This window comes from Micrococcus sp. CS26 (genome assembly GCF_055522295.1).
Genome location: NZ_JBVFVY010000024.1, coordinates 1 through 17,881 on the forward strand (window position 1 = coordinate 1; position 17,881 = coordinate 17,881).

The 17,881-nt window shown below is 72.7% G+C and carries 13 protein-coding genes, 1 tRNA gene and 2 pseudogenes; 7 read left to right on the forward strand and 9 right to left on the reverse strand.

Going from position 1 to position 17,881, the window contains the following annotated elements; all coding sequences use genetic code 11:
• Together ACZ1IK_RS09680 and ACZ1IK_RS09685 are read left to right on the forward strand one after the other, a co-directional pair.
• A pseudogene (locus ACZ1IK_RS09680) lies at nt 1-141 on the forward strand (IS110 family transposase); the annotation flags it as partial.
• A 16-nt stretch (nt 142-157) separates the two neighbouring features.
• Nucleotides 158-391 (forward strand): annotated as a pseudogene (locus ACZ1IK_RS09685) (integrase core domain-containing protein); the annotation flags it as partial.
• A 271-nt stretch (nt 392-662) separates the two neighbouring features.
• Here the strand turns inward: ACZ1IK_RS09685 and ACZ1IK_RS09690 are convergent.
• The 8 genes from ACZ1IK_RS09690 to ACZ1IK_RS09725 form a co-directional block, all read right to left on the reverse strand.
• Nucleotides 663-739 (reverse strand) — tRNA-Pro (locus ACZ1IK_RS09690).
• 378 nt (nt 740-1,117) lie between these two features.
• The gene (locus tag ACZ1IK_RS09695) at nt 1,118-1,597 is read right to left on the reverse strand and encodes a hypothetical protein (protein ID WP_044659889.1); all 480 of its coding nucleotides are present in this window, start codon (nt 1,595-1,597) and stop codon (nt 1,118-1,120) included.
• A gap of 104 nt (nt 1,598-1,701) precedes the next feature.
• Nucleotides 1,702-3,240 (reverse strand): ribosome biogenesis GTPase Der, encoded by a 1,539-nt coding sequence (gene der / locus ACZ1IK_RS09700; RefSeq protein ID WP_049147779.1) that lies wholly within the window; start codon nt 3,238-3,240, stop codon nt 1,702-1,704.
• Nucleotides 3,237-3,968 (reverse strand): (d)CMP kinase, encoded by a 732-nt coding sequence (cmk, locus tag ACZ1IK_RS09705; RefSeq protein WP_041102682.1) that lies wholly within the window; start codon nt 3,966-3,968, stop codon nt 3,237-3,239. The genes der and cmk overlap by 4 nt, the downstream gene beginning before the upstream one ends.
• A 1-nt stretch (nt 3,969) precedes the next feature.
• A complete protein-coding gene (locus ACZ1IK_RS09710; protein ID WP_063189213.1) occupies nt 3,970-5,130 on the reverse strand; it encodes a prephenate dehydrogenase in 1,161 nt (386 codons plus the stop codon).
• Nucleotides 5,127-6,083 (reverse strand): pseudouridine synthase, encoded by a 957-nt coding sequence (locus ACZ1IK_RS09715; RefSeq protein WP_041102683.1) that lies wholly within the window; start codon nt 6,081-6,083, stop codon nt 5,127-5,129. The genes ACZ1IK_RS09710 and ACZ1IK_RS09715 overlap by 4 nt, the downstream gene beginning before the upstream one ends.
• Nucleotides 6,084-6,305: 222 nt before the next feature.
• Nucleotides 6,306-7,166, reverse strand: a complete 861-nt coding sequence (locus ACZ1IK_RS09720) for a ParA family protein (protein WP_036315755.1) — start codon at nt 7,164-7,166, stop codon at nt 6,306-6,308.
• A 241-nt stretch (nt 7,167-7,407) separates the two neighbouring features.
• Nucleotides 7,408-8,769, reverse strand: a complete 1,362-nt coding sequence (locus ACZ1IK_RS09725; RefSeq protein WP_044659886.1) for a cation:dicarboxylate symporter family transporter — start codon at nt 8,767-8,769, stop codon at nt 7,408-7,410.
• 187 nt (nt 8,770-8,956) lie between these two features.
• Here ACZ1IK_RS09725 and ACZ1IK_RS09730 point away from each other — a divergent pair, with 187 nt between their 5' ends.
• Nucleotides 8,957-11,293 carry a response regulator gene (locus ACZ1IK_RS09730; RefSeq protein WP_465098481.1) on the forward strand — a complete coding sequence of 779 codons (2,337 nt, stop codon included), beginning with the start codon at nt 8,957-8,959 and terminating at the stop codon, nt 11,291-11,293.
• Between the two features lie 6 nt (nt 11,294-11,299).
• Here ACZ1IK_RS09730 and ACZ1IK_RS09735 read toward each other — a convergent pair whose 3' ends face one another.
• Nucleotides 11,300-13,255 carry an AMP-binding protein gene (locus ACZ1IK_RS09735; RefSeq protein ID WP_465098482.1) on the reverse strand — a complete coding sequence of 652 codons (1,956 nt, stop codon included), beginning with the start codon at nt 13,253-13,255 and terminating at the stop codon, nt 11,300-11,302.
• 216 nt (nt 13,256-13,471) lie between these two features.
• On the opposite strand from ACZ1IK_RS09735, the gene ACZ1IK_RS09740 reads away from it, so the two are divergent.
• Genes ACZ1IK_RS09740 through ACZ1IK_RS09755 form a run of 4 tightly spaced genes read left to right on the forward strand, consistent with a single transcriptional unit; the run spans nt 13,472 to nt 17,824 of the window.
• A complete protein-coding gene (locus tag ACZ1IK_RS09740; RefSeq protein ID WP_070708642.1) occupies nt 13,472-14,161 on the forward strand; it encodes a GntR family transcriptional regulator in 690 nt (229 codons plus the stop codon).
• On the forward strand, nt 14,158-15,684 hold the full coding sequence (locus ACZ1IK_RS09745) for an MmgE/PrpD family protein (protein ID WP_070708643.1): 1,527 nt from the start codon (nt 14,158-14,160) through the stop codon (nt 15,682-15,684). The genes ACZ1IK_RS09740 and ACZ1IK_RS09745 overlap by 4 nt, the downstream gene beginning before the upstream one ends.
• Entirely contained in the window at nt 15,684-16,622 is a 939-nt protein-coding gene (prpB, locus tag ACZ1IK_RS09750; RefSeq protein ID WP_063189203.1) for a methylisocitrate lyase, read from the forward strand. The genes ACZ1IK_RS09745 and prpB overlap by 1 nt, the downstream gene beginning before the upstream one ends.
• Before the next feature lie 56 nt (nt 16,623-16,678).
• Nucleotides 16,679-17,824 carry a bifunctional 2-methylcitrate synthase/citrate synthase gene (locus ACZ1IK_RS09755; protein WP_366365921.1) on the forward strand — a complete coding sequence of 382 codons (1,146 nt, stop codon included), beginning with the start codon at nt 16,679-16,681 and terminating at the stop codon, nt 17,822-17,824.
• Nucleotides 17,825-17,881: the final 57 nt, after the last annotated feature.

Here is a 17,881-nt window from a genome sequence, read left to right on the forward strand (position 1 = left end):
CCCACGATCGCCTACGTGGCACGACGCACCGCGGAGGGCAAGTCCAAGCGAGACATCATTCGCTGCCTCAAGAGGTACGTGATCCGCGAGGTCTACCACCTCGTGAAGACCAACCCTCGCACCGGTCAGATCGCGAGTTGACAACTATAGGAGCATCAACGCCCTGGCCGAGACCGTGAACGGCTATTACAAGGCCGAGCACGTCCGCGGACCCGCACGGCCAGGTCCCTGGCGGACGGTCGAGGACCTCGAGCTCGCGACCCTCGGGTGGGTGTCCTGGCACAACACGCAACGCCTCCACGGCTACCTCGGCGACGTCCCACCCGCCGAGTTCGAGGACACGTTCTATGCTGTCGAAGCCGGCCGCGAACAGCTGGTCGGAATCAAATAGCGCGAGTCTCCATCAGACCCAGGGGGCTTCAGGGCCAACGCTCTGGTCACCGACGAGATCGATTTTGGATCGAGCCGCTCGGCCACTGAGGAAGTTCTGAATTCCCGGGGATATAAGTCGAGCCGAACGCCGAACCGTAGGGTCTGTCTCGATCAGTTTGTGCTAAGGAATATGTCAGGCACGGAAAGAGGCCCAGGCGCTCCCCTCGAGGGAGTACCTGGGCCTCATTCCATTTTCCCTCGTCAGATGCGGACTCTGACCCGTGGGAACGTGGTCGGGCTAGCGGGATTTGAACCCACGACCTCTTGACCCCCAGTCAAGCGCGCTACCAAGCTGCGCCATAGCCCGTGGCGAATCGCGGTCATCCGCGCTTCGGCACCCGATGAGCATACCCCACCGGCACCGCCGGGCGCGAATCGGAAGCGGGCCTGCCAGGTCGTCGTTGTCAGGGGCAAACCGCGCGACACCCCCGAAACGTGAACAAGGGGCCCACGTCCTCTTCACAGACGTGAACCCCTCATCCCTTGACCGAGGGCCACCCGACCGAGAGTCCCCCAGCGACCGCGGCCCCGGCGTACCGGTGGGCCTGGCGGTCTGCACGAACCCTCTCATGACTGAGGGTGCAGTCGTGCACGGGTGAAGCGTAACACGTCGAGCCGCTCCGATCCGCCGTTCCGGGCGGGTCGAAGAGGCGTGTCGGGGGGCTCACGGATCCCCGTCGCAGGATCAGTACGTGAAGGTCCGGTCCCCCACGCGGAATTCGACATCCTTCAGGTCCGGGATGGCGTTGCGCGCCCGCTCCGCCGCCTCCCGCATCGTGTCCTCGAGGACCTGGGGATCGGCATCGAGCAAAGACTGGCCGTACTCGATGACCACCTTTCCGTCCTCCCGGAGCGCCTCGACGTCGACGATGTCCGAACCGGAGGGCAGGGATCGCGTCAGGTCCTCGACGACCTCGGCGGCGCGCTGGTCCGCCTCTGCGAGGGCGCCCTCGGCCTCCTGGCGCAGCTGCCCCAGGTCCACGCGGTCCGAGGCGTCCGCCTCCAGCTCGCTGATCCGGTCCTCGGCCTGGGCGAGCCGGTCCTCCGCGCTCTGCAGCGCGGCCCGGGTCTCGCCGTCGTCGACCGCGCAGCCGGATGCGGCCAGCGCGAGCGCGGCCAGGGTGGCCAGGGACAGGGCGGCGGGGCGACGTCGGATGAGGCTCATGCCCTCAGGCTACGAGGCGAAGGTGGACGAACGGTGGGAGCTTGCCGGGACGACGACGTCCCCCGGCACGGCAGGCCGAGGGACGTCGTCGGGGCAGAGCCGGATCAGCGGCGGCGACCGCGCTTCTCGCGCACGCGCATCCCGATCTCGAGGGGCGTGCCCTCGAACCCGAACGTCTCGCGCAGGCGGCGCACGATGAACCGGCGGTAGCCGGGGTCCAGGAACCCGGTGGTGAACAGCACGAACTTGGGCGGCCGGCTCGAGACCTGGGTCGCGAACAGGATGCGGGGCTGCTTGCCGCCGCGCAGCGGGTGCGGGTGGGCCGCCACGAGCTCGCCGAGGAACGCGTTGAGCTTGCCCGTGGGGATGCGGGTGTCCCACGAGTCCAGGGCGAGGTCCAGCGCGGGGACGAGACGGTCCTTGTGCCAGCCGGTCTTCGCGGAGATGTTCACGCGCGGCGCCCAGGCGACGTGCGCCAGGTCCCGGTCGATCTCCTTGGCCAGCTGGTGCCGGCGGTCCTCATCCACCTGGTCCCACTTGTTGAACGCGATCACGAGGGCACGCCCGGAGTCCAGCACCATCTGGAGGATGCGCACATCCTGCTCCGAGATCACGTGCGGCGCCTCGAGCAGCACCACGGCCACCTCGGCGCGGTCCAGGGCGGAGGCCGTGCGCAGCGACGCGTAGTAGTCGGCGCCGTGGGCCATGTGCTGCCGTCGACGGATGCCGGCGGTGTCCACGAAGCGCCACAGGCGTCCGCCGAGCTCCACGAGCTCGTCCACGGGGTCGCGCGTGGTGCCGGCCAGGTCGTCCACCACCACGCGGTCCGAGCCGGCCAGCTTGTTCAGCAGCGAGGACTTGCCCACGTTCGGCCGGCCCACGAGGGCGATCCGGCGCGGGCCGCCGCGCGGCACGAGACCTCCGTGGGCGGACTCCTCCGGCAGCGCCTCGAGCGCGGCGTCCAACAGGTCCGCGACGCCGCGGCCGTGCACCGCGGACACCGGGTACGGGTAGCCGAAGCCGAGCGACCACAGGGTGGCGGCGTCGGCCTCCTGGACCATGTCGTCCACCTTGTTGGCGGCCACGATCACGGGGCGGTCCTTGCGGCGCAGCATCGAGACCACGGCCTCGTCCGTGGCCGTCATGCCGACGGTGGCGTCCACCACGAACACGACGGCGTCCGCCACGTCCACGGCCAGCTCGGCCTGCTCGGCCACGCGACGGTGGATGCCCTTGGCGTCGTGCTCCCAGCCGCCGGTGTCCACCACGGTGAACTCGCGGCCGTTCCACTCGGCGTCGTAGGAGACGCGGTCGCGCGTCACGCCGGGCACGTCCTCCACGACGGCCTCACGACGGCCGATGATGCGGTTGACGAGCGTGGACTTGCCGACGTTCGGCCGGCCCACGACGGCCAGCACGGGCGGCACGGGCGCGTCGACGTCCTCGTCCGGCCCGAGCTGCCACGCGTCGAGGAGGGCGGCGTCGTCCTCCTCGAGCTCATAGTCGGCCAGGCCGGCGCGCAACGACGCGGCACGCGCCTCGGCCTCCTCCTCGGTCATGGCGGCGAGCCGCTCGGCCACCTGATCGTCGCCGGCGGGGACGAACTCGTCCTCACCGGAGCGGTGCTGGGGGTTCTCGGTCATCGTCGGCCTCCCTTCACGGCCGGGATGCCGGCCTGGTCCTCGACGGCGGCCAGGACGGCCGCCACGGTCTGCTCGAAGTCGAGCTCGGTGGAGTCCACGAGCGCCACCCCGTCGGCGGGGCGGTCGAACGTGGACACGGTGGCGTCGCGGGCGTCGCGCCCGGCCACCTGACGGTGCAGCGTGCCGGCGTCGACGCCGGTCTCCCCCGCCGCGGCCAGCTGGCCCGAGCGGCGGGCGGTGCGCACGGCCTCGGACGCCGTGAGCAGCACGCGCGCGTGGGCGTCCGGGGCCACCACCGTGGTGATGTCGCGGCCCTCGGCGACCATCCGGCCCGCGGCGGCGATCGCCGCCCGCTGGCGACGGTGCAGCTCCTCGCGCACCGGGATCACCACGGCGACGGTGGAGACCGTGTCCGTGACCTCGGGGCCGCGGATCGCCTCGGTGACGTCCGTGCCGCCGACCCGCACGGCCTCGACGTCCGGGTCGGTGGACTGGTCCAGGTCCATGGCGACGGCGGCCGCCGCCACGGCCTCCGCATCGGCCAGGTCGACGCCCTCGTTCAGGCAGTGCCACGCCACGGCGCGGTACATGGCGCCGGTGTCCAGGTACGCGGCGCCGAGACGCCGGGCCACGGCCTTGGACACGGACGACTTGCCCGAGCCCGAGGGGCCGTCCACCGCCACCACGAGCGGCGCGGGTGCGACGTCGTCGCGGGTGTGCTCGGTCATCTCAGACCACCTTCCATCCGGCGGCGGTCAGCGCCGCCACGAGTTCGTCCCTGCGGCCGGGCAGCACGGAGATCTCCACCATGCCGACCCGGTGGCCCGAGGCGTGCTCGAGCCGCAGGTCCTCCACGTTCACGTCCGTGCGGCCGACCTCGTCGAGGAGGGCCGCGATCTGCCCGGGGGCGTCGTCCACGATCACCGTGACCACCGCGAACGCCTGCGGCGGCGCCCCGTGCTTGCCGGGCACCCGTGCCCGACCGGCGTTGCCCTCGGCGATCAGCTGCGCCATGTCCAGCCGCGCCCCGGGGGCGGAGGGGTCCTCCAGGGTGCGGATCAGCCGGTCCAGGTCCGCCCGCAGCCCGTGCAGCGCCGGCACGATCCGCCCGGCGTTGCCGGAGAGGATCTGCACCCACAGCTGCGGGTCCGACGCTGCGATCCGGGTGGTGTCCCGCAGCCCGTTGCCGGCCAGGGCGAGCGCCTGGTCCGGGGTGTCCTGCAGGCGGGAGGCCACGAGCGAGGCGGCGATCTGCGGCAGGTGCGAGATCAGCGCGACCGATTCGTCGTGGGCGCGGGCCGCCATCCGGTACGGGGTGGCCTGCAGCGTCAGCGCGAGCGCCCGACCGGCCGCGAGGGCGCCCGGGTGCGTCGTGTCCGTCGGGCACAGCACCCACGGCGCCTGCGTGAACAGGGTGCCGCGGGCCGCCACGGGACCGGACCGCTCGGAGCCGGCCATCGGGTGCGTCCCGAGGTACCGGTCGGCGTCCTGCGGGGCCAGGCGGCCGTCGTCGACGGCAGCGCGCACGCCCGCGGCGACCGCCTCCTTCACCGAGGCGATGTCCACCACCACGGCCGCGGGCCAGCGGCGCAGCGAGTCGACCACGACGTCGGCGGTCACGTCCGGCGGCGCGGCCACGACGACGAGTCCCGGGGCGACGTCGAGGTCGTCGCCCTCGGCGTCCAGGCGGGCGGGGCGTCCGGCGCGGATGTCCGCGGCCACGGCCAGGGCGGCGGGCGAGGGGTCGTGCAGGCGCACGTCCACACCGGCCGCGCTCAGCCCGATGCCGATCGAGGCGCCCAGCAGACCGGTCCCCCGGACGAGCACGGGCTGCGGGATCCCGGCCGGGCCGTCACCGAGCTTGGCGGCGGACTCGGCGGGCGCGCTCACAGGCCGACCAGGGCCTTGAGGTGGCCCAGCTCCTGCGCGTTGAGTGCGCGGACGGTGCCCTGCTTCTGGTCGCCCAGCAGGATGGGGCCCACCTTGACGCGGACGAGCCGCTCGACCGGGTGGCCGATCTCCTGGAACATGCGACGCACGATGCGGTTCTTGCCCGAGTGCAGCACGACCTCGACGAGCACGTGGCCCGGCGTCGAGTCGACGAGCTTGAACGAGTCGACCTGCGCCACGCCGTCCTCCAGTTCCACGCCCTCGCGCAGCCGGTTGGAGACGCCCTTGGCCAGCGGGCCGCGGGTCTGCACGACGTAGGTCTTGGGGACCTCGTAGCTGGGGTGGGTGAGGCGGTTGGCCAGCTCACCGTCGTTGGTGAGGATGAGCAGGCCCTCGGTCTCGTTGTCCAGACGGCCCACGTGGAACAGGTGCTCCTGCCCGGGCTTGAGGTAGGTGGCGATCGAGGGCCGGCCCTCCGGGTCCACCATCGTGGAGATCACGCCGCGGGGCTTGTTGAAGACGAAGTACTGCTTGGTCACGTCCGTCTGCACGGAGATGCCGTCCACCCGGATCACGGCCCGGGCCGGGTCCACGCGCACGCCGGGCTCGGTGACGACGACGCCGTCCACCTCCACACGGCCCTCCGCGATGAGGTCCTCGCTCACGCGCCGGGACGCCACACCCGCCGCGGCCAGCACCTTCTGCAGGCGCTCGCCCGACTCGTCGTGGATGCGGTCGAGGTGGGCGGCCTTGGCCCGGGCGGCGCCGGCGCCGCGGCCGCGGCGGCCGCGGGTGCGCGGCACGGCGTCCTCGTCGAAGGGGGCCTCCTCACGGGGGGCGGCGGCGCCGCGGCGGGCACCGATCTGTCGCTGGAAATCGCGCTCCTGGAACGGGCCGCCCCGTCGACCGACGGCGGGGGTGCGTCCGGAGCCTCGCGGCTTGCGGGAGTTCATGGGGAGGGCGTCCTTTCGGGTGCGCGTCAACGGCGCCGGTCGGGCCGGCGGCGGACGGGTCAGGGGGTGAGGGACGGCCCGGAGACGGACACGCCCGGCTCCATTCTCGCAGATCGACGGCGTCGCGTCTCCCGGCCACCGCTCCCCCGGCCGCGAGCGCGCAGAGAACCGGCCCGGTCCCGCGACGGGACCGGGCCGGCGTCGTCGGCGCTCAGCGGACGGTCACGGCGCGCCGCCGCGGCAGATCAGCTCGCGGGCGAGCTGCCGGTAGGCCTTGGCGCCGTCGTGGTTCTCGGCGAACAGGGTGATGGGCGTGGCCGCCACCGTGGCGTCGGCGAACTTGATGGACCGCTTGATGACGGTCTCGAACACGCGGTCCCCGAAGCCGGCCACCAGCGAGCCCACGACCTCCTTGGAGTGCAGGGTTCGCTGGTCGAACATCGTGGCCAGCACGCCGTCGATCTCCAGGTCCGGGTTGAGCCGGTCCTGCACCTTCTCGATCGTCTCGACGAGCAGGGCGACCGCGCGCAGCGCGAAGAACTCGGCGGTCAGCGGGATGATCACGCCGTGCGAGGCGGTCAGCGCGTTGACGGTCAGCAGGCCCAGCGAGGGCTGGCAGTCGATGAGGACCACGTCGTAGTCGTCGCGGACCTGGCGCAGCGCGCGCTCGAGGACCTGCTCGCGGGCCACCTCGTTGACGAGCTGCACCTCGGCCGCGGACAGGTCGATGTTGGCCGGCAGCAGGTCCATGTTCTCGAAGTCCGTGGACAGGATCGCGTCCTTCGCGGTCACGGACCGTTCCATGAGCACGTTGTACACCGTGGTGTCGAGCTCGTGCGGGTTCGCGCCCAGGCCGGCCGAGAGGGCGCCCTGCGGGTCGAAGTCCACCATGAGCACCCTGCGGCCGTAGCCCGCGAGCGCGGCGCCCAGGTTGATGGTGGAGGTCGTCTTCCCGACGCCGCCCTTCTGGTTCACCATCGAGATGATCCGCGCCGGGCCGTGCGAGGTCAGGGGTGCGGGCTCGGGGAAGTCGTGCTTGGGCCGGCCGGTGGGCCCGAGCACGGGCTCGCCGTGGATGGTCATCACGGGGATCGGTTCTCTCGAGGTCACGGCGGCGCCGGCTCCTTCCACGGTGGTCTGCACGCCCGGCCGCGGGCCGCGGCGCGCCGCGGCCGCCGTCGTCGGCGTGTCCGGATCTTCCCCCACCCTAGTGCCTGGCGTTCCCGGGACGACGGCGGCGCCGGGGACGGGCCGGTGTCCAGGCTCGTCCCCGGCGTCGCCGGTGGTCGACGGTGCGGCGTGCCGCGCGGGCCCGCCGCCTCCGTCAGCGGGCGGGGTTCCGGTCGCCGTCGGCGGCCATGGCGAAGTTCAGGCTGGAGTCGGGGTGACCCTCGTAGGCCTGCTCGGCGATCGTCGGGGACTGCTGCGGGTCGTGCGCGGCGCCGTCGTGGCCGGCCACGGTCGCCTCGTCGAACTGCAGCTCGCCGCTGAGGACGCGCCGGGCACGCTCGCCGTCGAGCTCGCCCACCCAGCGGCCGACGAGGAGCGTGGCCACGGCGTTGCCGGTGAAGTTGGTCAGGGCGCGGGCCTCGGACATGAACTTGTCGATGCCCACGATCACGCCCATGCCGCCGAGCAGCTCGGGTCGGTGCGCCTGCAGGCCGGCGGCGAGCGTGGCCATGCCCGCGCCGGTGACGCCGGCCGCGCCCTTCGAGGCGATGATCATGAAGACCAGCAGGCCGATCTGCTCGCCGAGGTTCATCTCCGCGCCCATCGCGTTGGAGACGAAGAGCGCGGCCATGGTCAGGTAGATGGCGGTGCCGTCCAGGTTGAAGGAGTAGCCGGTGGGCACGGTCACGCCCACGACGGACTTGTCCACGCCGGCGTGCTCCATCTTGGCGATCAGGCGGGGCAGGGCGGTCTCGGAGGAGCTGGTGGCGAAGATGAGCAGGTACTCCCGGCCCAGGTACTTCATGAGGGCCAGGATGCTCAGGCCGGTCACGACCTTCAGGACGGTGCCGAGCACCACCACGATGAAGGCGATGCAGGTCAGGTAGAAGGCGCCCATGAGCAGTGCCATGGCGCCGATCGGGGCGACCCACATCACCATCATGAGGATGCGGAACACGACGCCCTGGATCAGGGTGAGACCGCGCAGCAGCGGGGCGCCGGCCGGGCCCATCTGCTGCAGGGCGAAGCCCACGAGCAGGGCGATGAACAGGGTGGGCAACACCGGCAGGGAGCCGGGGATGATGTCCAGCAGGAACTGGACGGTGCCGTCCGCCGCGGCCTGGGGCTTGTTCGGGTCGTAGGGCGTCAGCTTGAGGCCCTCGCCGGGGTGGATGAGGTTGCCGACGACGAGGCCGATGGCCAGCGCGAACGTGGACATCGCCATGAAGTAGACCAGGGCGATGCCGCCCACGCGGCCGACGGTCGCGGCCTTGGCGATCGAGCCGACGCCGAGGACGATCGTGCAGAAGATGACCGGGCCGATCATCATCTTGATGAGGGAGACGAAGCCGTCGCCCAGCGGCTTGAGGGACTTGCCGAACTCGGGGAAGAACAGGCCGACGGCGGCGCCCAGCACCACCGAGGCGATCACGGCGATGTACAGCCAGTGGGTGCGGTCCTTCTTCGTCGCCGGGGCCGGCGGGGCCGAGGTCTCGGCCGGTGGGGTGTGCGCCATCGGGCGTTCCGTTCTGTGCGGTGGTGGGGCGCCGCCGAGCGGTCCGCAACGGCGCGGGAGGGATGTGACCACTCTCGCGGCCCCGGGTGGTGTCGGTCACGATTGCGGTCATAGTGGTCACGGCGGCCGACGGACTGCAGGATCGTGGGGGTGGACCGGCGCGTCGCCGGCCCGAGGGAGGAGAGGCATGCGCCACCCGTGGTCGATTGCCCGGCGGATCGCCGTGGTCCACGTGGCGCTCGTGGCGGCCATCGCCCTGTTCAGCGTGTGGAGCGCCTACCTCCAGGCCCGCGAGGTGGCCCAGCGCGTCGAGGAGCGCCACGTCCAGGGCGTCACCACCCTCGTGGCGCGCGACCCCGCGCTCGTCTCGGCCCTGCGGGCCGGCGACGCCCCCGCCTTGCAGGCCGGGATCGACGGCTGGATCGCCGAGGCACAGGTCTCGTGGCTGACCGTGATGGACCCGGACGGGATGCGGTTGGCGAGCTGGCGCCCCGAGCAGGTCGGTGTCCGCTACCCGAAGCCGGTGGACGCCGTCGTCGCCGGGGACACCGTCGTGGAGCTCTCGAGCACCGGTGCCGCGGGCCGTTCGGTGCGCGCGCTCGCACCGGTCGTGGACCCGGAGGACGGCACCGTCGTGGGCGTGGTCACGATGGGCGTGCAGATCTCCGACGTCACCATCATGGCCGAGGCGCAGATCCCCGGCATCCTGCTGGGCTCGGCCGCCGTGGCCGCCGTCGGCCTGCTCGTCGCCTGGCTCGTGGGCCGGTATCTGAACCGGGTGACGCTCGGACGCGGCCCCGAGCAGATCGCCGAGCAGTTCCTGCTGGCCGAGACGGCCATGGACTCGCTCGAGGCCGGCGTCGTGGTCCTCGCCCCGGACGGGCGGGTCCGCCTGCACAACGACGCCGCCGCGCGCCTGCTCGGCTGGGAGGGCGCGGGCGAGCCTCGACCGCCCACCGAGCTCTCCGCAGCCCTGCCGGGCGCGGTCAGCGGCGAGGCGAGCCTCGCCGTCGGCGGACGGGTCCTCGTGGTGCAGCAGCGTGTCGTGCGGGCGCCCGGCCGCTCCGACCCCGGCGGGTCGGTCCCGCCGACGGCCCTCGCCGCGGCCGCCCGCGAGGGCGTGACCACCGCCCCGGCGGGATCGCGCGTGCTCGTCCTGCACGACCGCACCGACCTGCAGCGGCTCGGCGACGAGCTCACCGTGGCCCACACCCTGACCACGGCGCTGCGCGCGCAGACGCATGAGCACGCCAACCAGCTGCACACCGCCCTCGCCCTCGTCGAGTCGGGCCGGCTGGAGGCCGCCCGGGCCGTGCTGTCCCGCCGCGCCCCGGACGAGGAGGCCTCCGACGACGTCCTCGCCGCCCTGCTCGACGCGAAGGCCGCCCAGGCGCGTGAGCGGGGCGTGGCGCTGACCTGGTCCGCCGAGCTGACCGCGCCCGCCCCGCTGCGCCCGCTCGACCTGCTGACCGTGCTGGGCAACCTCGTGGACAACGCCCTCGACGCGGCCGCCGCACCCGACCTGTCCGCGGCAGACCGGTGGGTCGACGTCGAGGTGGTCTCGGACGCCGCGGGCCTGCTCGTGCAAGCTGGCCGACGGCGGCCCCGGACCCTCCGACGCGGACCGCGGCCGACTCTTCGACCGGGGCTGGTCGACGAAGCCCGTCGGCGCCGCCGGACGCGGCATGGGGCTGTGGCTGACGCGGCGGATCGCGGAGGAGGCCGGCGGGGTCGCGGACGTCGCGACCGACTCGGGCACCGTGTTCACCGTCGAGGTGCCCCGCGACCCCCGACCCCAGGAGGAGATATGACCGCCCGCCCGTACCGGGTGCTCGTCGTCGAGGACGAGCAGCTGACGGCCGAGACCTACGTGGCGCACCTGGACCGGCTGCCGGGCTTCGAGGTGGCCGCGGTGGCCGGCTCCCTGTTGGCCGCGCGGCAGGTCGCCGCGGCGGGCCTGCACGCGGACGGGCGCTTCCCGTTCGACGTCGTGCTGCTGGACATGAACCTGCCGGACGGGCACGGCCTGGACTTCCTGCACCAACTGCGCGCGGCCGGCTTCCACGGCGGGGTGCTGGCGCTCACCGCGGCCACCGACCTGCCGGTGGTGCGCCGCGCCGTCGCGTACGGCGTGACGCAGTACCTCGTGAAGCCGTTCGGGTTCGACGAGTTCGCGGATCGGCTGGGCGGGTTCCGCGCCGCCTCGGCGATGCTGGCCGGCGACGGCGCCCTCGACGGCCAGGAGCAGGTGGACGCCGTCTTCCGCGTCTCCCGCGAGCGGCGCGCCGAGGCCCTGCCCAAGGGGCTGACCGAGAGCACCCTGCGCGAGGTGGTGGAGCTGCTGGGGGCGGACCCGGAGACCGCCCTGAGCGCGGCCGAGGTGGGCGAGCGCCTGGGCATCTCCCGCGTGACGGCCCGGCGCTACCTCGAGCACCTCGAGCGGATCCGCCGGGTGCGGCGCTCGGCCCGGCACGGCGGCCGTGGCCGGCCCGAGCAGGAGTACCGCTGGGCCGGCCGCACGTGAGGGGGCTCAGCGGGCCGGGCGCAGCACCCCGGCCAGGGCCTCGAGCACGGCGGGGTCCTCGATGGTCGAGGGCACCGCGTACTCCTCGCCGTCGGCCATCTGCCGCATGGTCTTGCGCAGGATCTTGCCCGAGCGGGTCTTGGGCAGCGCGTCCACCACGACGACGTCGCGGAAGTCCGCCACCGGACCCACCTCGCGGCGCACCGCCTGACGCAGCTCGTCCATGAGCGCGGCCTCGGCCTCCGAGCCGACCTCGGGCGTCTCGACGCCGGACTTGAGGACCACGTAGCCCGAGGGTCGCTGGCCCTTGAGCTGGTCTGCGACGCCGATCACGGCGCACTCGGCCACCGCCGGGTGCGCGGCCAGGGCGGCCTCGAGGACGCCCGTGGACAGCCGGTGCCCGGAGACGTTGATGACGTCGTCGGTGCGCCCGAGCACGAACACGTAGCCGTCCTCGTCCACGAGGCCGGAGTCACCGGTCGCGTAATGGCCGGGGAACGCGCTGAGGTAGGAGTCGATGTAGCGCTGGTCGTCGCGCCACAGGGTGGGCAGGGTGCCCGGGGGCAGCGGCAGCCGCAGGGCGATGTTGCCCTCGGTCCCGGCGGGCACGGGCTCGCCCAGGCCGTCCAGGACCACGAGGTCCACGCCCGGCGAGGGCACCGAGGACGACCCGATCTTCACCGGCAGCTGTTCCAGGCCCACCGGGTTCGCCGCGATGGCCCAGCCGGTCTCGGTCTGCCACCAGTGGTCGATCACCGGCATGCCCAGCAGGCCCTCGATCCACCGCTGCGTCTCCGGGTCCAGGCGCTCGCCCGCGGCGAAGAAGTGCCGCAGGGAGGACAGGTCGTGGGCCTGGAGCAGCTCGCCCTCGGGGTCGGCGCGGCGGATCGCGCGCAGCGCCGTGGGGGCCGTGAAGAAGGACCGGACCCCGTGGTCCTCGATGAGCCGCCAGAACGCGCCGGCGTCGGGCGTGCCCACGGGCTTGCCCTCGTACATCACCGTGGTGGCCCCGGCCAGCAGCGGTCCGTAGACGATGTAGGAGTGCCCCACGACCCAGCCCACGTCCGAGGCGGTGCACATCGCCTGCCCCGGGCCGACGTCGTAGATGTGCTCCATGGTCCAGCGCAGGGCGACGGCGTGGCCTCCGTTGTCCCGGACGACGCCCTTGGGCTTGCCCGTGGTGCCCGAGGTGTAGAGCACGTACAGCGGGTCGGTGGCCCGCACCGGGACGCAGTCGGCCGGCTCGGCGGCCGCGACGGCCTCGCCCCAGTCCTCCCAGCTCGCGCCCCCGCGCCCGTCGGCGTCCGCGAGCGCGGTCTCGAAGCCCTCGCGGTGGTGGACCAGCACCGTGCGCACGGGGTGCGCGGCGGTCTCGAGCGCCTCGGCCACGGCGGGCAGGTATTCGACCCGGCGCTTGGGCTCGATGCCGCCGGAGCAGGTGAGCACGACGTCGGGGGCGGCGTCGTCGATGCGGGAGGCGAGCTCGCGCGGGGCGAAGCCGCCGAAGACCACGGAGTGCACCGCGCCGAGCCGCGCGCACGCCAGCATCGCGATGTGGGCCTGCGGGATCATCGGCAGGTACACGAGGACGCGGTCGCCCTTGCCGACGCCGCGCGCGGCCAGGGCGCCGGCCAGGCGGGCCACCGCGTCCGTGAGCTCGGCGTACGTGTAGCGGGTGACCTCGCCGGTCATCGCGGAGTCGTGGATCAGCGCGACGGCGTCCCCGCGGCCCGCCTCGACGTGCCGGTCCAGGCAGTTGAAGGCGGTGTTCAGCTCGCCGTCCGGGAACCAGCGGTACAGGGGCGCGGCGGAGTCGTCGAGGGCGCGCGTGGGCGCGACGGTCCAGTCGATGGCGCGCGCCGCGTCGAGCCAGAACCCCTCGGGGTCGCGGAGGGACCGGGCGTGGGCGTCGGCGTACGCGCCGGAGGGGCGGTCTTCGGTGGGGGCATCGTGGGTCGCCATGCGCCCAGGGTAGTGCCGTGGATCACAGGGGGCAAGGAATCTGTATACATTTCTTGCCCCGTCAGTGAGGCGTGGCGGCACGCGCGAGTCCCGCGCCGGGGACGCACCACCCAGCCCCCGCACGCCGGACGGCACTCCCCGTGGGCGGCGTCGCCCGGCACGCGCATCGGACACACCCCCTGCCCTCGGCGGGACTGTTGTGTATACACTGGCGGCATGCGAGCGAGTGAGCGGGCGTACCAGGCCCTGAGGGCGGAGATCCTCGACTGGTCCCTCCCTCCGGGCGCGGGCCTGGGCGAGGTGGAGCAGGCCGAGCGCCTGGGCATCTCGCGCACCCCTCTGCGCGAGGCGCTCTCCCGCCTGGTGGCCGACGGCCTGGCCGAGCAGGCCCCGGGCCGGGGCATCGTCGTCGCCGACCTGTCCCTCGAACAGGCGGACCAGCTGTTCGACCTGCGCATCGCCCTCGAGTCCCTCCTGGCGCGCCGGGCCGCGCAGCGGGCCACCCCGGAGGCGGCCGAGCGGTTCACGGTCCTCGCGGGCCGTTTCCAGGAGGCCGAGGTGGCCCTGCGCGGCGGGACCGACCCGGCGGACTACTACGCGATGACGGCCGAGCTGGACAGCCGGCTGGACGAGGCCGCCGCGAACCCCTACCTCGTCTCCACCCTGCGCACCCTGCGCCTGCACCTGGCGCGCCTGCGCCGCCTGGCCGCGGACGACCCGGCCCGCCTCGCGGCCTCCGCCGCGGAGCACGCGGACATCGCCGACGCCGTCGGCTCGGGCGCCGCGGACCTCGCGGAGGCGACCACGCGGGTCCACCTGCACCACGCCTTCCACCATCTGACCCGGCGCGGCCGCGCCGAGGAGACCCCGACCCTGCTGACCCCCACCGAAGGAGACCGACCATGAAGAACCATCACGTGCGCGTCCACCGCTCCGAGGAGAACCTCGAGCGCAAGGACCAGCTGGCCTGGAAGCTGGCCGAGGTGGCCGTCGACGACGTCGAGGTGCTGCCCGAGGTCGAGGAGATGATCATCAACCGGATCATCGACAACGCCTCCGTCGCCGTCGCCTCGCTGAAGCGCGGCCCGATCGTCGCCGCCCGCGCCCAGGCCCTGTCCCACCCGGTCTCCACCGGCGGCGAGGGCGCCTCCGTGTTCGGTGTGGCGCAGAAGGTCTCCCCCGAGTGGGCCGCGTGGGCCAACGGCGTGGCCGTCCGCGAGCTGGACTACCACGACACGTTCCTGGCCGCCGAGTACTCCCACCCGGGCGACAACATCCCGCCGATCCTCGCCGTCGCCCAGCACGCCGGCCGCTCCGGCAAGGACCTGATCCGCGGCATCGCCACCGGCTACGAGATCCAGGTGGACCTCGTGAAGTCCATCAACCTGTACGGCCACAAGATCGACCACGTGGCCCACATCGGCCCCTCCGCCTCCGCCGGCATCGGCACCCTGCTCGGCCTGGACACCGAGACCATCTTCCAGGCCATCGGCCAGGGCCTGCACACCACCACCGCCACCCGCCAGTCCCGCAAGGGCGAGATCTCCACGTGGAAGGCCCACGCCCCGGCGTTCGCCGGCAAGATGGCCGTCGAGGCCGTGGACCGCGCCATGCGCGGCCAGACCTCCCCCGTCCCGATCTACGAGGGCGAGGACGGCGTGATCGCCTGGCTGCTGGACGGCCCGGACGCCTCCTACGAGGTGCCGCTGCCCGAGCAGGGCGAGCCCAAGCGCGGCATCCTGGACACCTACACCAAGGAGCACTCGGCCGAGTACCAGGCCCAGGCCTGGATCGACCTGGCCCGCAAGCTCCACAGGGAGCACCCGGAGGCCACCGACCCGGCGAACGTCGAGTCGGTGCTGATCAAGACCTCGCACCACACCCACTACGTGATCGGCTCGGGCGCCAACGACCCGCAGAAGTACGATCCGACGGCCTCGCGCGAGACCCTCGACCACTCCATCCCCTACATCTTCACCGTGGCCCTGCAGGACGGCTCCTGGCACCACGTGGACTCCTACGCCCCCGAGCGCGCCCAGCGCGAGGACACCGTGGCCCTGTGGCACAAGGTGACCACCGTGGAGGACCCGGAGTGGACCCGCCGGTACCACTCGCTGGACCTCGCGGAGAAGGCGTTCGGCGGCGCGGTGGAGATCACCCTCAAGGACGGCGCCGTCATCACCGACGAGATCGCCGTGGCCGACGCCCACCCGCTCGGCGCCCGGCCGTTCGCCCGCGAGCAGTACATCCAGAAGTTCCGCACCCTGGCCGAGGGCATCGTCTCGAAGGAGGAGCAGGACCGCTTCCTGGCCGCCGCCGAGCGCGTGGCCGAGCTGCAGCCCGGCGAGCTGGACCAGCTGAACATCCTGGCGGACCCGGCGTTCCTGTCCGAGGCCGACCTCGCCGCCGCCCCGAAGGGCCTGTTCTGATGCTGTACTCGACGAAGACGGCCGAACAGAAGCGGATCGACCTGCGGCAGACCCTGAAGCAGGGCGGCGCCCAGCAGTTCCCGGGCGCGTTCACGCCGCTGACCGCCAAGCTGATCCAGGAGAAGGGCTTCCCCGGGGTGTACATCTCCGGTGGCGTGCTCGCGAACGAGCTGGGCCTGCCCGACGTCGGGCTGACCACGCTCACCGAGGTGGCCGTGCGCGGCGGGCAGATCGCCCGCCTCACGGACCTGCCGTGCCTCATCGACGCGGACACGGGCTTCGGCGAGCCGATGAACGTGGCCCGCACGGTGCAGGAGTTCGAGAACGCCGGCCTGGCCGGCTGCCACATCGAGGACCAGTTCAACCCCAAGCGGTGCGGCCACCTCGACGGCAAGAACATGGTGGACCTCGACACCGCGGTCAAGCGCATCGCCGCCGCCGTCGACGCCCGCCGGGACCCGAACTTCCTCATCATGGCGCGCACCGACCTGCGGGCCGTGGAAGGCCTGGACGCCGCGATCGCCCGCATGAAGGCGCTCGTGGAGGCCGGTGCGGACGCGATCTTCCCGGAGGCCCTGAAGGACATCGGCGAGTTCGAGACCGTGTGTCGCGAGCTGGAGCCCCTCGGGGTCCCGGTCCTGGCGAACATGACCGAGTTCGGCAAGTCCGAGCTGTTCACCCGCCAGCAGCTGGCCGACGCCGGCGTCGCGATGGTGATCTACCCGGTCACCCTGCTGCGCTCCGCGATGGGCGCCGCCGAGCGCGTGCTCGACGCCATCAAGGAGGAGGGCACCCAGCAGTCGCAGGTGGAGCAGATGCTCACCCGCGCCCGCCTCTACGAGCTGGTGGACTACGAGGGCTACAACGCCTTCGACACGGGCATCTTCAACTTCGACGTGCCCACGCTCGACATCGGCGCCAACCACGCCGACCTCTGACCCGTCGCCGGGCCCGCCCGTGCGCGGGCGGGCCCCACTCCCCGAGGAGGGACACCATGACCGAGACCGAGATCAAGAAGGGCCTGGCCGGCGTCGTCGTGGACACCACGGCGATCTCCAAGGTCAACCCGGAGACGAACTCCCTGCTGTATCGCGGCTACCCCGTGCAGGACCTGGCCGCGCAGCTTTCGTTCGAGGCCGTCGCGCTGCTGCTCTGGACGGGCGAGCTGCCCACGGACGAGGAGCTGGCCGCGTTCGAGCGCTTCGAGCGCGCCCACCGTGCCCTCGACCCGAAGGTGAAGCAGGCCATCGACCTGCTGCCCACCGACTGCCACCCCATGGACGTCGGCCGCACCGCCGTGTCCGTGCTCGGCGCGAACCACCCGAAGGCGGAGGACTCCTCCCCCGAGGCCGAGCTGGAGAAGGCCCAGGCCCTGTTCGCGGCGTTCCCGGCCGTCGTCGCCTACGACCAGCGCCGTCGCCGCGGCCAGGAGGTGGTGGAGCCGCGTGAGGACCTGGACTACTCGCAGAACTTCCTGTGGATGACGTTCGGCGAGGAGGCCGCCCCGGAGGTCGTGGACGCGTTCCGCGTCTCGATGGTGCTGTACGCCGAGCACTCGTTCAACGCCTCGACCTTCACCGCGCGCGTGATCACCTCGACGCTCTCCGACCTGCACTCGGCCGTGACCGGTGCGATCGGCGCGCTCAAGGGCCCGCTGCACGGCGGCGCCAACGAGGCCGTGATGCACACCTTCGACGAGATCGGCATCCGGAAGGAGGAGTCCCGTGAGGACGCCGCCGCCCGAGCGAAGGCATGGATGGAGGACGCCCTGGCCCAGAAGAAGAAGGTCATGGGCTTCGGCCACCGCGTCTACAAGAACGGCGACTCCCGCGTGCCCACCATGAAGGCCGCACTGGACCGGATGATCGAGCACTACGGCCGCGAGGAGATGCTCGGCCTGTACGACGGTCTGGAGCAGGCCATGGACGAGGCCAAGCAGATCAAGCCGAACCTCGACTACCCCGCCGGCCCGACGTATCACCTCATGGGCTTCGACACCGAGCTGTTCACGCCGATCTTCATCGCCTCACGCATCACCGGCTGGACCGCCCACATCATGGAGCAGCGCGCCGCGAACGCGCTGATCCGCCCGCTCTCGGCCTACGACGGCCCCGAGCAGCGGGAGCTGCCGGCGGGCTGAGCCTCGTGAGGGGCGGTCGGGGCGACTTGTCGGAGGTGTAGACGCAGATCACCTCCG

Bases quoted from the DNA above. Each gene is read 5' to 3' on its own strand.
- ACZ1IK_RS09695 (WP_044659889.1), bottom strand. From the start codon at position 1,597: ATGAGCCTCATCCGACGTCGCCCCGCCGCCCTGTCCCTGGCCACCCTG.
- der (WP_049147779.1), bottom strand. From the start codon at position 3,240: ATGACCGAGAACCCCCAGCACCGCTCCGGTGAGGACGAGTTCGTCCCC.
- cmk (WP_041102682.1), bottom strand. From the start codon at position 3,968: ATGACCGAGCACACCCGCGACGACGTCGCACCCGCGCCGCTCGTGGTG.
- ACZ1IK_RS09715 (WP_041102683.1), bottom strand. From the start codon at position 6,083: ATGAACTCCCGCAAGCCGCGAGGCTCCGGACGCACCCCCGCCGTCGGT.
- ACZ1IK_RS09720 (WP_036315755.1), bottom strand. From the start codon at position 7,166: ATGACCATCCACGGCGAGCCCGTGCTCGGGCCCACCGGCCGGCCCAAG.
- ACZ1IK_RS09725 (WP_044659886.1), bottom strand. From the start codon at position 8,769: ATGGCGCACACCCCACCGGCCGAGACCTCGGCCCCGCCGGCCCCGGCG.
- ACZ1IK_RS09730 (WP_465098481.1), top strand. From the start codon at position 8,957: ATGCGCCACCCGTGGTCGATTGCCCGGCGGATCGCCGTGGTCCACGTG.
- ACZ1IK_RS09735 (WP_465098482.1), bottom strand. From the start codon at position 13,255: ATGGCGACCCACGATGCCCCCACCGAAGACCGCCCCTCCGGCGCGTAC.
- ACZ1IK_RS09740 (WP_070708642.1), top strand. From the start codon at position 13,472: ATGCGAGCGAGTGAGCGGGCGTACCAGGCCCTGAGGGCGGAGATCCTC.
- ACZ1IK_RS09745 (WP_070708643.1), top strand. From the start codon at position 14,158: ATGAAGAACCATCACGTGCGCGTCCACCGCTCCGAGGAGAACCTCGAG.
- prpB (WP_063189203.1), top strand. From the start codon at position 15,684: ATGCTGTACTCGACGAAGACGGCCGAACAGAAGCGGATCGACCTGCGG.
- ACZ1IK_RS09755 (WP_366365921.1), top strand. From the start codon at position 16,679: ATGACCGAGACCGAGATCAAGAAGGGCCTGGCCGGCGTCGTCGTGGAC.